We start from the raw sequence: 13,926 nt of genomic DNA, 5'->3' as shown, positions 1-13,926 counted from the left end.
GACATGCCCGTGACCCAGATCACCCTGTTGCCCGGTTACAGCCCCGAGGTGCGCGAGCGGCTGGTGGCGCGTGTGTCGCAGGCGGTGGCCTCGGTGATCGCCGCACCGCCGGCCGGCATCACCACCTTCATCAACGAGGCCGCGACCTACCAGCGCGACGGCCGCGTGTTCGTGGCCGGTAACCATGCCCACCCGGTGGCCACCGAGGTGGTGCAGGCCTTCCTGTCGGCCATGCAGGCGCGCGACCTGGACCGCGCCCGGGCGATGCTCGCGCCGGGCTTCCAGATGCAGTTCCCCGGCGGGGTGCGGTTCACCACCCTGCAGCAGCTGGTGGACTGGGGGCGCCAGCGCTACCGCTCGGTCGCCAAGACCTTCGAGGCCTTCGACGAAGCCTGGCGCGGCGACACCTGCGTGGTGCACTGCCACGGCACCCTGTCTGGTGAATGGCCGGACGGCCAGGCCTTTGCCGGCATCCGGTTCATCGACCGGTTCGAGGTGCAGGGCGGGCTGCTGCACCGTCAGGACGTGTGGAACGACCTGGGCGAGCACCGGCCGCGCAGCTGATCCACCTCACCTGCCCGGGCGGGCCATGACCCGGGCGTCACCGGTGCGTCTCCGCTGCGTCTGTCCGGCGGCAGCCGCGGCCCGATCCCGCGGGACAATGCCGCATGACCGCACCTGCTTCGCGCGCCCTGACGGGCACCGCTTTCGCCACCCTGTTGCTGATCGCTTTCATGATGGGGGCCAACCACGTCGCGGCCCGGCTCGCGTTCGAGAACGGCGTCGACGTGCCGACCGCGGTCGCGTTCCGCAGCGGCGTCACCGCGCTGGTGGTGGCGCTGCTGCTGCGCGCCTACCGCGTGCCGGTGCGCCTGACCGCCCGCCACCGCAAGGCCTTGCCCGCCATGGGCCTGCTGGTGGGGGTGCAGAGCCTGTGTCTGTATTCGGCGGTGGCGCGCCTGCCGGTGGCGCTGGCGCTGCTGGCCTTCAACACCTACCCGCTGTGGACGGCGCTGTGGGCCCGGCTGGTCTACGGGCACCGGCCGCACCGCAACATGGTGCGCGCCATGCCGGTGATGCTGCTGGGCCTGGCCCTGGCGCTGGACGTGCTGGGCGCCGCGTCCGGCCTGGGGGCGGCCGGGCACTGGAGCCGCATCGGCGCCGGTGTGGCCTTTGCCCTGACGGCCGCGGCCACCTTCGGGCTGGCGCTGGTGCTGACGAAGCACGAGGCGGGCGACCTCGACGGCCGCCTGCGCACCTTCAGCACCATGGGCATCGTGGCCGTGCTCGCACTGGCCGGGATGGCCTACCAGGGCGGGTTCCACCTGCCCACGGCCGCGCCGGGCTGGTGGGGGCTGCTGGGGCTGACGGCGCTGTACGGCACGGCCTTCACCATCATGTTCACGGTGCTGCCGCGCCTGGGGGTGGTGGGCAACTCGGCCATCATGAACATCGAACCGATCTTCGCGCTGGTGCTGGCCTGGGCGGTGCTGGGGCAGTCCATCGCGCCGGTGCAGGTGGCTGGCGGCCTGCTGGTGGTGGCTACGGTGGTGTGGCTGGGCACGCGCAAGGCCTGAGAGGCTGAGAGGGCATTGGGCACGCCCAATGCCCTCTCAGCCTCTGCGGGCCATTTATTCGTCGTCCAGCGACGCGCTCCAGCGCTGGTTCCACTGCCCGCGCCCCGCGAGCTGCTGCATGTCGCGGCGGTCCCGTTTGGTGGGCTGGCCCTGTTGCAGGGCCAGGGCGGGTTCGGGGGCCAGGCGGCGCTGTTCGGCCTGGTCCTGCCGGCGCGCCAGCGATTCGGCCGTTTCCTCGTAGAGCAGGGCGGCCACCGGGGCCGGGCCGCGCACACCGCTGAGCGCGCGCACGACCACGGTGCGCACCACCGGGCCGCTGCGCAGTTCCAGCACATCACCGGGTTTGACGTCGCGCGAGGGCTTGGCCACCTGGCCGTTGACCGTCACGCGGCCTTTGTCGATTTCGTCGCTGCTGAGGCTGCGTGTCTTGTAAAAGCGCGCGGCCCAGAGCCATTTGTCCAGCCGGACCTTGCCTTCGGATGCCTGTGTCATGGTGTTCAGAGGGGGGCCAGGGGCAGGCGCACGGTGGCGTCCAGACCCTGCACCTGACCGTGGTTTTCGCGGTTGACCAGTTCGATGGTGCCGCCCAGCGACTGGGTGATGCCGTGGCAGATGGCCAGGCCCAGACCGGTACCGCCGCTGCGGCGCTGCGGTTCGGTGGCAAAGGGCTGGAACAGGCGTTCGCGCAGCGCGGCCGAGATGCCTGGTCCGCTGTCGCTGACGGTCAGCGCCGCGGTCTGTGCGTCGGCCACCAGCCCCACCGCCAGGCGACTGCCGCCCGGGGTGTGCTGGATGGCGTTGTGCAGCAGGTTGCGGCTGAGTTCGCGCAGCGCCCATTCGTGCGAACGCACCGTGACCTCGTGGTCGGGGAGTTCGAGCGAGAAGTCCAGCGATCGGTCGGCGATCAGCGGTGCCAGGTCCAGCGCGACCTTGCGCACCACGTCGGTCCAGTCCATGCGCGGCGCGTCGCGGTCTTCGCGCAGCTGCTCGACCTTGGCCAGCGCCAGCATCTGGTTGGCCAGCTCGGTGGCGCGCTCGACGGTGTGGCCGATCTCTTCCAGCGCCTGCGCCGGCGGCACGTCGCCGCGCCGGGCTGACTGCACCTGCGTCTTGAGCACGGCCAGCGGCGTTCGCAGCTGGTGCGAGGTGTCGCGCACGAAGCGCTTCTGGTGTTCCAGCAGGTGGGCCAGGCGTTGCATGTGCTGGTTGGTGGCCTCCACCAGCGGCTGCAGTTCGCGCGGCGCGTCGTCGGCGGGCAGGGGGGACAGGTCGTTTTCGCTGCGCGCGGTCAGCGCGTGGCTGAGGGCGCGCACCGGACGGGTGGCGCGCTGCACCACGAACACCACGACGCCGACGATGACCAGCACCAGTGCGGCCTGGCGCCACAGCGTGTCCACCAGGATCTGGCGCGCCAGGGTCTGGCGCAGCTGCAGTGTTTCGGCCACCTGGATGGTGCTCATGCCCTGTGAGGTGCTGCTGGCCACCGGCTGCAGCAGCACCGCCATGCGCACCGGCATGCCGCGGTATTCGTCGTCGTAGAAGTGCACCAGCGCAGCGTAGATGTACTGCTCGGGCAGCGGTTTCCGGGGTGGCGGCAGGTCATCGAAACCCGAGACCATCTCGCCGCTGAAGCCCCTGACCCGGTAGAAGATGCGGCTGCGGTTGTCGGCCTCGAAAGCCTCCAGTGCCGAGTACTGCAGGGTCGAGCGCACGCGGGCCTGCTCGCCGTGGCCTTCGAGGCTGAGCTGTTCGCTCAGCGATTTGGCCGAGGCCAGCAGGGTGCGGTCGTAGGCGGTGTCGGCGGCGACCAGGGCCTGGCGGTAGAGCACCACGGTGTTGACGAGCACGAAGCCAAACACCGGCAGCAGGATGCCCAGCAACAGCGTGCTTCGCAGGGAAGGTGACCGTTTGTGTGCAACCGACAGCTGTTTCATCAGGCAACGCTTCGGAGGAGGGGCGTTCGGTCCAGCAACATCGCGGCACCGGTTTTGCCAGGCCGCTGGTGTTGCCCCCTGAAGGGGGTGGCGCGAAGCGACGCGGGGGCGATCTTCATGCTGCCTTGAGCAGGTAACCGAGGCCGCGCAGCGTGACCAGCTGGGCGCCCGTGTGGGCGATCTTCTTGCGCAGGCGGTAGGCCACCACCTCGATGGCTTCTGGCTGGACCTGGCTTTCGCCTGGGAAGACCAGTTCGGTCAGGCGTTCCTTGGCGAGGGCCTGGCCGGGTTTGGCCAGCACTGCGCGCAGCAGGGCCAGTTCGCGAGGGGCCAGTTCCAGCGGGACGCCATCGAAGTAGACGGCGCCGTTGTCCTTGTCCAGCTGCATGCCGAACCAGGCGGCGCTGCGGCCGGTACTGGCGGCCTCTGCGGCGCCGCCCGATCGGCGCACCAGGGCGCGCACCCGAGCCTCGAGTTCGTCGAGGTCAAAGGGCTTGGGCAGGTAGTCGTCTGCGCCAGTGTTCAGGCCGATGATGCGGTCGCCTACCGTGCCGCGCGCGGTGAGGATGATGACCGGCGTGGCCAGGCCGGCGGCGCGCGCATCGCCCAGCACCTGCAGGCCGTCGCGCCCGGGCAGGCTCAGGTCCAGCAGCACGGCATCGGGCAGGCTGGCCTGCCACAGCGCCAGCGCGCGTTCGCCGTCGCCGCAGGTCAGCACCTGCATGCCGCGGCGCTCGAAGGTGCGCGCCAGCGTGGTCTGCAGGGTGGGGTTGTCCTCGATCAGCAGCAGTTTCATGCGGTGGCCATTATCAGCACGCCCGGCCCATGGGGGACGCCCTAGGGAAAGCCCTGAGGCATTGGACAGCCGATTGACAGCGTTCGACAGGAACATCAGGGCTGTTGATCCACCACCACCGGAGACTGTTCATGCGTCGTGACACCTTCCTCAAATCCCTGGCCGCTCTGGCCGCCGCGGGCGCCCTGCCGAATGCCGCCTGGGCCGCCAACAACATCAAGATGATGATCCCCGCCAACCCCGGCGGCGGCTGGGACGGCACCGGCCGTGCCCTGGGCGAGGCGCTGCGCGACGCCAAGGTGGCCGACACCGTGACGTTTGAAAACAAGGGCGGTGCGGCCGGCGCCATCGGCCTGGCCCAGTTCTACAACGCCTCCAAGGGCGACCCGGACGCTCTGATGGTCATGGGCGCCGTCATGCTCGGCGGCATCATCACCGGCAAGCCGCCGGTGTCCATCACCCAGCTCACGCCCATTGCCCGCCTGAGCACCGAATACAACGTGTTCGTGCTGCCGGCCAATTCGCCCTTCAACACCATGAAGGACGTGGTCGAAGCCCTGAAGAAGGACCCTGGCAGCATCAAGTGGGGCGGCGGCTCGCGTGGGGCCACCGAACACATCGCTGCGGCGCAGATCGCGCAGTCGGTCGGCGTGCCCGCGGCCAAGATCAACTACGTGCCGTTCCGCGGCGGCGGTGAAGCCGTGGCGGCCATCCTGGGCGGCAACGTCACTGTGGGCGGCAGCGGCTACAGCGAATTCCAGCAGTACATCGAGAGCGGCAAGATGAAGGCGATCGCCGTCACCTCGGGCCAGCGCGTCAAGGGCCTGGACAAGATCCCCACGCTCAAGGAGCAGGGCATCGACGTCGAGATCGGCAACTGGCGCGGCGTGTTCGGCGCCGCCGGCCTGACCCCGGCGCAGCGCGATGCGCTGACGCAGCGCGTGATCAAGGCCACGCAGAGCAAGGCCTGGCAGGACGCGCTGGTCAAGAACAACTGGACACCCGCGCTGCTGACCGGCAAGGCCTTCGACGAGTTCGTGGACAAGGACTTCTCCGCCCTGCGCGCCACCATGGTCCGCGCCGGCATGGTGTAAACGGCCGCAGAGCCGGTTCCACACCGCGGCCGCGGCGTTCGCGTCGCGGCCTTTTTTTGTTCCTGCGAGGAGTTGCTCACATGCCAACCGAATCCCTGGGTGCACCCGAATCGCACCCCGATCACCGTCCCGGTCAGCTGGCCATCGGCGTCGGGGCCGTGCTGCTGGCCGCCGTGCTGGCCTATGGCGCGGCCAACATCCCGTCCGACGCGGGCTACGCCGGCGTGGGCCCCGACTTCCTGCCCTGGCTGGTGTCGGCGGCCATGGCCCTGTGCGGCGTGCTGCTGATCTGGGAAGTGCGCACCGGCGGCTTTCGCAAGATGGAGCCTCCCTCGGGCGCCGCGCGCGGCGACTGGCACGCCCTGGCCTGGGTCTCGGCCGGCATCCTGGGCAATGCGGCCCTGATCACCAGCATCGGCTTCATCCTCAGCTGCGCGCTGTGCTTCACGCTGGCGGTGCGGGGCCTGCGCATCAGCGAAGGCAAGCCCGCGGGCGACGCGATGCAGACGGTGAAAGACGTGGTGATCGGCATGCTGATCTCGGCGCCGACCTACTGGCTGTTCACCAAATTCCTCGCCGTCAACCTGCCGGGCCTCACCGGCACCGGCTGGCTCTGATCAGCGCGGGAGCAAGGAACTCATCATGTTGGAACTCTGGAACAACCTGCTCGGCGGTTTTGCCACCGCGGGCACACCCATCAACCTGCTGTGGGCGCTGGCCGGCTGCGCGCTGGGCACCGCCATCGGCGTGCTGCCCGGCCTGGGCCCGGCGGTCACGGTGGCCATGTTGCTGCCCATCACCGGCCAGGTGGAGCCCACCGCGTCGATGATCTTCTTCGCGGGCATCTACTACGGCGCGATGTACGGTGGCTCGACCACCTCCATCCTGCTCAACACCCCGGGTGAAACCGGCACCATGGTGACCGCACTCGAAGGCTTCAAGATGGCCAAGAGCGGGCGCGCCGGTGCGGCGCTGGCCTCGGCGGCCATCGGTTCTTTCGTAGCGGGCACCATCGCCACCGTGCTGGTGACGCTGTTCGCGCCCTTCCTGGCCGAATTCGCCGTCAAGCTCGGCCCGCCCGAGTACTTCTGCCTGATGCTGCTGGCCTTCACCACCGTCAGCGCGGTGCTGGGGCAGAGCACGCTGCGCGGCCTCACCGCGCTGTTCTTCGGTCTGGCCCTGGGCCTGGTCGGCATGGACCAGATCACCGGCCAGGTGCGCTACACCGGCGGCATCATCGAATTCATGGACGGTGTGGAGGTGGTGCTGGTGGCGGTGGGCCTGTTCGCCGTGACCGAGGCGCTTTACAACGCCCTGTACGAAGGCAAGAGCGACGCGAGCCTGAACAAGATGAACAAGGCCCACATGACCCGGGCCGAGTGGAAGCGGTCCTGGCCCGCCTGGCTGCGCGGCACGGTCATCGGTTTTCCCTTCGGCACCATCCCGGCCGGCGGCTCGGAGATCCCGACCTTCCTGAGCTACGCAACCGAGCGCAAGCTCGCGTCGCCGGAACACAAGGCCGAGTTCGGCACCACCGGCGCCATCGAAGGCGTGGCCGGCCCGGAAGCCGCCAACAACGCCGCCGTCACGGCCACGCTGGTGCCGCTGCTCACCCTGGGCATTCCCACCTCGGTGACCGCGGCCATCCTGCTGAGCGCGCTGCAGAACTACGGCATCAACGCCGGCCCGCAGCTGTTCCAGACCTCGTCCACCCTGGTGTGGGCGCTGATCGCTTCGCTCTACATCGGCAACGTGATGCTGCTGGTGCTGAACCTGCCCATGGTCGGCCTGTGGGTCAAGCTGCTGAAGATCCCCAAGGCGCCGCTGTACGCGGGCATCCTGATCTTTGCCACGGTGGGCGTGTACGGCATGCGCCAGAGCTCGTTCGACCTGTTCGTCATGTTCGGTCTGGCGCTGGTGGGGGTGGTCATGCGCCGCTTCGACTTCCCGACCGCGCCCGTCATCGTGGGCCTGATCCTGGGCCCCCTGGCTGAGGCGCAGTTCCGCAACGCAATGTCTATCGGCGAAGGCAGCGTGGAGGTGTTCTTCCAGCGCCCGATGTCGGCCACGCTGCTGGCCATCGTGCTGCTGGTGCTGGTCACGCCGCGCCTGCTGGCCTGGCACAGAAGGAGCTGAAGCGAGGCACCCCCTGCGCCGCTGACGCGCGCCTTGCAGGCCGCGACATCGCCAGAGGCGATGTCTCTTCGTCCCGTCCAAGCCTGCGCAGGCAGGCTTGGGAGCCGCGGTCCTCAGCCCCCTCCGTGGCGCGCCTGCGGCGCTTCGAGGGGGACGCACCTGGTGGCCGGGCAAAGCCCGTTCCACGGGTGCCCTGGACGCAGGCACTTCGCACCGAAGGTCGGTGTGCTCTCGCTGCGCGGCGGCGAGAATCACCGGATGACTTCGCAGACGGTGATTTTTGACCTCGGCGGCGTGCTACTGCATTGGCAGCCGCTGACCCTGCTGCAGCAATTGCTGCCGCACCACGCCCCCGACCACGAGCGCGCACAGGCGCTGGCGCGCCAGCTGTTCCAGGGCTTCGATCCGGGCAGCGACTGGGCGCTGTTCGACCTGGGACAGATCGAACCCGACGCGCTGGCCCGGCGCATCGCACAGCGCACCGGCCTGCCGGTCGGCGACGTTCAGGCGGTGATCGACGCCATCCCGCCGCACCTGGTCACGCTCGAAGGCACGGAAGCGCTGCTGCACGAGTTGCGCGAGCAGGGGCATCGCCTGTGTTTCCTGTCCAACATGCCGACGCCGTACGCCGAGCACCTGCTGCGCGAGAAACCATTTTTCAGCGCCTTCGAGGACGGCATCTTCTCGGCCCATGTGCAGCAGATCAAGCCCGACGCCGCCATCTACGCGCTGGCCGTGGAGCGGTTCGGGCTGGCAGGGCAGGGCGTCTGGTTCATCGACGACGTGCAGCGCAACCTCGACGCCGCGCAGCCGCACGGCTGGCAGGGCGTGCGCTTCGAATCGGCCCCTCAGGTGCGGGCGCAGCTGGCGGCGGCCGGCCTGCTCAAGGACTGACCGCCGCGACGTAACATGCCGAACATGAGTGACACCCGCCTCCCGCGCGACGCCCAGAGCATCCTGGAGCTGGCCGCGCGTTCCATGTTCGACCTGTTTGCCAACGCCAGCGAAGGCATGCTGCTGGTCGATCGCAAGGGGCGGGTGGTGTGGATCAACGACCAGTACCGCCGCTTCCTGCCCGCGCTGGGCTATGCCCGCGAGGAAGACTTTGTCGGTCACCCCGTCTCCAGCGTGGTGCAGAACACGCAGATGCACCAGGTGCTGGAGACCGGCAAACCGATCCTGATCGACCTGCTGACCAACAAGGCCGGGACTTTCGTGGTCAGCCGCATCCCGCTGCGCGATGAAACGGGCGAGGTGATCGGGGTGCTGGGCATCGTGCTGTTCGACCACCCCGAGACCACGCTGCAGCCCTTCATTGCCAAGTTCGCGCGGTTGGAGCAGGACCTGAACGAGGCCCGCCGCGAGCTGGCCAGCCAGCGCCGCGCCAAGTACACCTTCGCCAGCTTCGTGGGCACCAGCCCGGCCGCGCTGGAGGTCAAGCGCCAGGCGCGCCGCGCCGCCTTGTCGGCCAGCCCGGTGCTGCTGCTGGGCGAAACCGGCACCGGCAAGGAACTGCTGGCCCATGCCATCCACGCCGCGTCGCCGCGAGCGGGTCGTTCGTTTGTGGGGGTGAACATGGCGGCGGTGCCCGAGGCGCTGATGGAAGCCGAGTTCTTTGGCGTTGCGCCCGGTGCCTACACCGGGGCCGACAAGAAGGGGCGCGAGGGCAAGTTCAAGCTGGCCGACGGCGGCACGCTGTTCCTGGACGAGCTGGGCGATATGCCCATGACCGTGCAGGTCAAGCTGCTGCGCGCGCTGCAGGATGGCGAGATCGAGCCCCTGGGCTCCAACCAGCTGATCCGCTGCGACGTGCGGGTGGTTGCGGCCACCTCGCGCGACCTGGCCCAGCTGGTGCGCGAGGGCCGGTTCCGCGAGGAACTGTACTACCGGCTGAACGTGCTGCCGATCCGCGTGCCGCCGCTGCGCGAGCGGCGTGACGACCTGCCACTGCTGGTGGAAGCGCTGTGTGAGGACATCGCCGCGCGCGGCGGCAGCGCCCAGCACGAGCTGGACGCCGGTGCCCAGGCCTTGCTGGCCGCGCAGCCCTGGCGCGGCAACATCCGCGAGCTGCGCAACGTGCTCGAACAGCTGGCCCTGCGCAGCGACACGCCGCAGATCCACGCGGCGCTGGTCGAGCAGGTGCTGCGCCAGTCGGGGCTGGACCACATCGAACCGGCGGTGGCACCAGCTGTGTCGTTGCGCAGTGGACCGGCAGTGGCGCTGGACGAGCGCCCACTGCCCGAGCAGATCGCCGATCTGGAGCGCCGCGCCATCGCGGCCGCCCTGGCGCGCACCGGCGGCAACCGCGCGGCCGCGGCCCGCTGGCTGGGCATCTCGCGCGCAAGCCTGTACGACAAACTGGGCGATATGTCTGAAAATCAGACAACTGTCTGAAAGTCAGTCAATTTAATGCGACATGGGGTGTCTGAATTTCAGACGGTAGCAAGCCTGTTGTTCTGCAAGTCGTTGATTCACAAAGGGCTTCTTGCCTGGCACGCTCCCTGCAAAGTCGGGGGTGAAGGCGCCGCCCCGGTGGCCTGACCACAACCAGGAGACAAGACATGTTCCAGACCACGCGCCGCGTTGCGGTGATGGCCCTTGCCTGCACAGCCACGCTCGGTTTCGCCCAGTCCAACAAGGGCGAGATCCGCATCGCCCACATCTACAGCAAGACCGGTCCGCTGGAGGCCTACGCCAAGCAGACCCAGACCGGTCTGATGATGGGCCTGAACTACGCCACGAATGGCACCATGATGGTCGGTGGCAAGAAGATCGTGGTCATCGAGAAGGACGATCAGGGCAAGCCGGACATCGGCAAGAGCCTGCTGGCCACCGCCTACGCCGACGACAAGGTCGACCTGGCCATCGGCCCGACTGCTTCGCCCGTCGCGCTGGCCATGCTGCCGGTCGCGCAGGAATACCAGAAGATCCTGCTGGTCGAGCCCGCCGTGGCCGACTCCATCACCGGTGACAAGTGGAACAAGTACCTCTTCCGCACCGGCCGCAACAGCAGCCCGGACGCCGCCGCCAACGCCGCCGCGCTGGACCAGCCGGGCAACGTGATCGCCATGCTGGCCAACGACAACGCTTTTGGTCGCGACGGCGTGAAGGCCGCCAAGGAATTCACCAAGAAGGCCAAGGTGGTCCACGAGGAATACCTGCCCGTGGGCACGACCGACTTCACCGCCGGCCTGCTGCGCATCGTCGACAAGCTCAAGGACCAGCCGGGCAAGAAGTACATCTCGGTGGCCTGGTCGGGCGCGCCGACGCCGTTCCCGAAGATCGCGGAAATGGAGCTGGAAAAACGCTACGGCATCAAGCTGGCCACGGGCGGCAACATCCTGCCGGCCATGGTCGCGTACAAGAACTTCCCGGGCATGGAAGGCGCGCTGTACTACTACTTCGGCATCCCCAAGAACCCGGTGAACGAAGCCCTGGTGGCCCAGCACTACAAGGAGTTCAAGGCACCGCCAGACTTCTTCACCGCCGGTGGTTTCAGCGCCGCGATGGCTGTGGTGACCGCGCTCAAGAAGACCAACGGCGACACCAAGACCGACACGCTCATCAAGACCATGGAAGGCATGAGTTTTGAAACGCCCAAGGGCACGATGACCTTCCGCAAGGAAGACCACCAGGCCATGCAGAGCATGTACCACTTCAGGATCAAGGTGGACCCGGCCTTCCCGTGGGGTGTGCCGGAGCTGGTGCGCGAGATCAAGCCGTCGGAACTCGACATTCCGATTCGGAACAAGAAGTGATCGGGTAGCCCCCCCCTGCGCCGCTTCGCGGCTTCCCCCCAGGGGGACAACACGAGCGGCCCGGCAAAGCCGGTTCCGCCGTGTTCTGGAAGGTCGCGGCAGCAGCCGCGACAAGTCCTCTTGCCACCGGAGCCTCCATGCTCGAAACCTCAGATCTCACGGTCCGCTTCGGCGGGCACGTGGCGGTGAATGCTGTGTCCTGCGCTTTTGCGCCGGGCACGCTCACCGCCATCGTCGGCCCCAACGGCGCCGGCAAGACCACCTACTTCAACCTGATCTCGGGGCAGATCAAGGCCAGCGCCGGGCGCGTGAAACTCAACGGCGTGGACATCTCGGCCCAGGGCGCAGCCGCACGGGCGCAGGCCGGGTTGGGGCGGGCCTTCCAGCTGACCAACCTGTTCCCGAACCTGACCGTGCGCGAGAACGTGCGGCTGGCGGTGCAGGCGCGGGCGGGCGCGGGCCTGAACCTCTGGAAGATCTGGAGCGACCGGCGCGACCTGATCGTGCGAGCCGACGAGGTGCTGGAAACCGTGGCGCTGGCCGACAAGGGCGACCAGCTCGCGTCCAGTCTGCCGCACGGCGACCAGCGCAAGCTCGAAGTGGGCATCCTGATGGCGCTGGAGCCGCAGGTCTTCATGTTCGACGAACCCACCGCGGGCATGAGCGTGGACGAGGTGCCGGTCATCCTGAACCTGATCCGGCAGCTCAAGGCCGACAAGACCAAGACCATCCTGCTGGTCGAACACAAGATGGACGTGGTGCGTGAACTCTCGGACCGCATCATCGTGCTGCACAACGGTGAGCTGGTGGCCGACGGCGACCCCGCGACCGTGATCGCCTCGCCCGTGGTGCAGCAGGCCTACCTCGGCATCAACCCCGAGGAAAAAGAAGAGGTGGCTGAATGAGCGAGGCACTGCTGAAGCTTGAAGGGGTTCATACGCACATCGGCGCGTACCACATCCTCCACGGTGTGGACCTGGTCGTTCCCAAGGGCGAGCTGACCATGCTGCTGGGCCGCAACGGCGCCGGCAAGACCACCACGCTGCGGACCATCATGGGCCTGTGGCACGCCAGCCAGGGCCGTATCACGCTGGCGGGGCAGGACATCACCGCACGCCAGACGCCCGAGATCGCCACCAGCGGCGTGGCCTACGTGCCCGAGAGCATGGGCATCTTCTCGGACCTGTCGGTGCGCGAGAACATGCTGCTGGCCGCGCGCGGCGCGCGCACGCTGGACGACATCGACACCACGCGGCTCGAATGGATCTTCGGTCTGTTCCCGGCCATGAAAAAGTTCTGGACCCACCCGGCCCGCAAGCTCAGCGGTGGCCAGAAGCAGATGCTGGCCGTCTCGCGCGCCATCGTCGAGCCGCGCAAGCTGCTCATCGTCGACGAGCCCAGCAAGGGCCTGGCGCCCGCCATCATCCAGAACATGATCGCGGCCTTCAGCGAGCTGAAGGCCGCGCAGACCACCATCCTGCTGGTCGAACAGAACTTCAACTTCGCCAAGCAGCTGGGCGACAGCGTGGCCGTCATGGACGACGGGCGCGTGGTGCACAGCGGCCGCATGGCCGAACTGGCCGCCGACGAAGCCTTGCAAGGCAAGTTGCTGGGCCTTTCTCTCGGAGCCCATCAATGAACGCGCTGAAGGAATTCGACTGGAAGCCCATGGCCCTGGTGCCGGTGCTCGCGCTGGCCGCGCTGCCGGCCGTGGGCAGCCCCGCCACCTGGCTCACGCTCACCGTCGCTGGCCTGGCCATGGGCATGATCGTCTTCATCATCGCCTCGGGCCTGACGCTGGTGTTCGGCCTGATGGACGTGCTGAACTTCGGCCACGGCGTGTTCATCGCGCTCGGTGCCTTCGTCGCCACCACGGTGCTGGCCAGCATGGGCACGTACACCACGGCCGACAGCCTGTGGCTGAACCTGCTGGCCATCCTGCCGGCCATGCTGGTGGCCATGGCGGTGGCCGGTGCGCTGGGCCTGGTGTTCGAGCGCTTCATCATCCGTCCCGTGTACGGCATGCACCTCAAGCAGATCCTGATCACCATGGGCGGCATGATCATCGGCGAGGAGCTGATCAAGGTCATCTGGGGGCCGGGGCAGATCGCGCTGCCGCTGCCCGAGGCGCTGCGCGGCTCGCTGCTGCTGGGCGATGCCTCGGTCGAGAAGTACCGCATTGTGGCGGTGCTGGTCGGTTCGGCGGTGTTCGCCGCCATGGTCTGGACGCTCAACCGCACCAAAGTCGGCCTGCTGATCCGCGCCGGCGTGCAGGACCGCGAGATGGTCGAGTCGCTGGGCTACCGCATCAAGCGCCTGTTCGTGGGCGTGTTCGTGGCCGGCAGCGCGCTGGCCGGCCTGGGCGGCGTGATGTGGGGCCTGTACCAGCAGAGCGTGACGCCGCAGATGGGTGCGCAGGTCAACGTGCTGATCTTCATCGTCATCATCATTGGCGGACTGGGCTCCACCCTGGGCGCGCTCATCGGGGCGCTGCTGGTGGGCCTGATGGCCAATTACACCGGCTTCCTGGTGCCCAAGGTGGCGCTGTTCTCCAACATCGCGCTGATGGTGGCCATCCTGCTGTGGCGACCCCAAGGTGTTTACCCCGTGACGAGCCGGTAATGAATACCC

14 protein-coding genes are annotated in these 13,926 nt (G+C 68.2%); 11 read left to right on the top strand and 3 right to left on the bottom strand.

Annotation, left to right across the window (positions count from 1 at the left end):
* The first annotated feature begins 3 nt into the window (after positions 1–3).
* Entirely contained in the window at positions 4–564 is a 561-nt protein-coding gene (locus ACR2JA_RS20590; RefSeq protein WP_434010925.1) for a nuclear transport factor 2 family protein, read from the top strand.
* A gap of 104 nt (positions 565–668) precedes the next feature.
* Positions 669–1,577, top strand: a complete 909-nt coding sequence (locus ACR2JA_RS20585; protein ID WP_434010924.1) for a DMT family transporter — start codon at positions 669–671, stop codon at positions 1,575–1,577.
* Between the two features lie 54 nt (positions 1,578–1,631).
* Here the strand turns inward: ACR2JA_RS20585 and ACR2JA_RS20580 are convergent, their stop codons facing one another.
* The 3 genes from ACR2JA_RS20580 to ACR2JA_RS20570 form a co-directional block, all read right to left on the bottom strand.
* Entirely contained in the window at positions 1,632–2,069 is a 438-nt protein-coding gene (locus ACR2JA_RS20580) for an RNA-binding S4 domain-containing protein (RefSeq protein ID WP_434010923.1), read from the bottom strand.
* Between the two features lie 5 nt (positions 2,070–2,074).
* Positions 2,075–3,511: a sensor histidine kinase gene (locus tag ACR2JA_RS20575; protein ID WP_434010922.1), complete on the bottom strand. Its 1,437-nt coding sequence runs from the start codon at positions 3,509–3,511 to the stop codon at positions 2,075–2,077.
* Positions 3,512–3,626: 115 nt separating this feature from the next.
* Positions 3,627–4,307, bottom strand: coding sequence for a response regulator transcription factor (locus ACR2JA_RS20570; RefSeq protein ID WP_434010921.1), 681 nt, complete (start codon positions 4,305–4,307; stop codon positions 3,627–3,629).
* A 131-nt stretch (positions 4,308–4,438) separates the two neighbouring features.
* Here ACR2JA_RS20570 and ACR2JA_RS20565 point away from each other — a divergent pair, with 131 nt between their 5' ends.
* The 9 genes from ACR2JA_RS20565 (at position 4,439) to ACR2JA_RS20525 (ending at position 13,917) form a co-directional block, all read left to right on the top strand.
* Positions 4,439–5,401 carry a tripartite tricarboxylate transporter substrate binding protein gene (locus ACR2JA_RS20565; protein ID WP_434010920.1) on the top strand — a complete coding sequence of 321 codons (963 nt, stop codon included), beginning with the start codon at positions 4,439–4,441 and terminating at the stop codon, positions 5,399–5,401.
* Positions 5,402–5,481: 80 nt separating this feature from the next.
* Positions 5,482–6,018 (top strand): tripartite tricarboxylate transporter TctB family protein, encoded by a 537-nt coding sequence (locus ACR2JA_RS20560; RefSeq protein WP_434010919.1) that lies wholly within the window; start codon positions 5,482–5,484, stop codon positions 6,016–6,018.
* Between the two features lie 25 nt (positions 6,019–6,043).
* On the top strand, positions 6,044–7,537 hold the full coding sequence (locus ACR2JA_RS20555) for a tripartite tricarboxylate transporter permease (protein WP_434010918.1): 1,494 nt from the start codon (positions 6,044–6,046) through the stop codon (positions 7,535–7,537).
* Between the two features lie 258 nt (positions 7,538–7,795).
* Complete coding sequence (locus tag ACR2JA_RS20550; protein WP_434010917.1) at positions 7,796–8,431, top strand: HAD family hydrolase; 636 nt, start codon at positions 7,796–7,798, stop codon at positions 8,429–8,431.
* Between the two features lie 15 nt (positions 8,432–8,446).
* Entirely contained in the window at positions 8,447–9,931 is a 1,485-nt protein-coding gene (locus ACR2JA_RS20545) for a sigma-54 interaction domain-containing protein (RefSeq protein WP_434010916.1), read from the top strand.
* A 167-nt stretch (positions 9,932–10,098) separates the two neighbouring features.
* Positions 10,099–11,295, top strand: a complete 1,197-nt coding sequence (locus ACR2JA_RS20540) for a substrate-binding domain-containing protein (RefSeq protein WP_434010915.1) — start codon at positions 10,099–10,101, stop codon at positions 11,293–11,295.
* Between the two features lie 137 nt (positions 11,296–11,432).
* The gene (locus tag ACR2JA_RS20535) at positions 11,433–12,200 is read left to right on the top strand and encodes an ABC transporter ATP-binding protein (protein ID WP_434010914.1); all 768 of its coding nucleotides are present in this window, start codon (positions 11,433–11,435) and stop codon (positions 12,198–12,200) included.
* Positions 12,197–12,934, top strand: coding sequence for an ABC transporter ATP-binding protein (locus tag ACR2JA_RS20530; RefSeq protein WP_434010913.1), 738 nt, complete (start codon positions 12,197–12,199; stop codon positions 12,932–12,934). The genes ACR2JA_RS20535 and ACR2JA_RS20530 overlap by 4 nt, the downstream gene beginning before the upstream one ends.
* On the top strand, positions 12,931–13,917 hold the full coding sequence (locus ACR2JA_RS20525) for a branched-chain amino acid ABC transporter permease (protein WP_434010912.1): 987 nt from the start codon (positions 12,931–12,933) through the stop codon (positions 13,915–13,917). The genes ACR2JA_RS20530 and ACR2JA_RS20525 overlap by 4 nt, the downstream gene beginning before the upstream one ends.
* The last annotated feature ends 9 nt before the right edge of the window (positions 13,918–13,926 follow it).

The sequence above is a fragment of the Hydrogenophaga sp. genome (genome assembly GCF_051007235.1).
In the GTDB taxonomy this organism is placed as follows: Bacteria; Pseudomonadota; Gammaproteobacteria; order Burkholderiales; family Burkholderiaceae_C; genus Hydrogenophaga.
This window is presented reverse-complemented; position numbering and strand designations above follow the sequence as displayed.

What these genes read in the sequence shown, in the direction of transcription:
- ACR2JA_RS20550 (WP_434010917.1), top strand. Translation starts at nt 7,796, where the DNA reads ATGACTTCGCAGACGGTGATTTTTGACCTCGGCGGCGTGCTACTGCAT.
- ACR2JA_RS20540 (WP_434010915.1), top strand. Translation starts at nt 10,099, where the DNA reads ATGTTCCAGACCACGCGCCGCGTTGCGGTGATGGCCCTTGCCTGCACA.
- ACR2JA_RS20525 (WP_434010912.1), top strand. Translation starts at nt 12,931, where the DNA reads ATGAACGCGCTGAAGGAATTCGACTGGAAGCCCATGGCCCTGGTGCCG.
- ACR2JA_RS20575 (WP_434010922.1), bottom strand. Translation starts at nt 3,511, where the DNA reads ATGAAACAGCTGTCGGTTGCACACAAACGGTCACCTTCCCTGCGAAGC.
- ACR2JA_RS20580 (WP_434010923.1), bottom strand. Translation starts at nt 2,069, where the DNA reads ATGACACAGGCATCCGAAGGCAAGGTCCGGCTGGACAAATGGCTCTGG.
- ACR2JA_RS20555 (WP_434010918.1), top strand. Translation starts at nt 6,044, where the DNA reads ATGTTGGAACTCTGGAACAACCTGCTCGGCGGTTTTGCCACCGCGGGC.
- ACR2JA_RS20585 (WP_434010924.1), top strand. Translation starts at nt 669, where the DNA reads ATGACCGCACCTGCTTCGCGCGCCCTGACGGGCACCGCTTTCGCCACC.
- ACR2JA_RS20560 (WP_434010919.1), top strand. Translation starts at nt 5,482, where the DNA reads ATGCCAACCGAATCCCTGGGTGCACCCGAATCGCACCCCGATCACCGT.
- ACR2JA_RS20530 (WP_434010913.1), top strand. Translation starts at nt 12,197, where the DNA reads ATGAGCGAGGCACTGCTGAAGCTTGAAGGGGTTCATACGCACATCGGC.
- ACR2JA_RS20535 (WP_434010914.1), top strand. Translation starts at nt 11,433, where the DNA reads ATGCTCGAAACCTCAGATCTCACGGTCCGCTTCGGCGGGCACGTGGCG.
- ACR2JA_RS20590 (WP_434010925.1), top strand. Translation starts at nt 4, where the DNA reads ATGCCCGTGACCCAGATCACCCTGTTGCCCGGTTACAGCCCCGAGGTG.
- ACR2JA_RS20565 (WP_434010920.1), top strand. Translation starts at nt 4,439, where the DNA reads ATGCGTCGTGACACCTTCCTCAAATCCCTGGCCGCTCTGGCCGCCGCG.
- ACR2JA_RS20570 (WP_434010921.1), bottom strand. Translation starts at nt 4,307, where the DNA reads ATGAAACTGCTGCTGATCGAGGACAACCCCACCCTGCAGACCACGCTG.
- ACR2JA_RS20545 (WP_434010916.1), top strand. Translation starts at nt 8,447, where the DNA reads ATGCCGAACATGAGTGACACCCGCCTCCCGCGCGACGCCCAGAGCATC.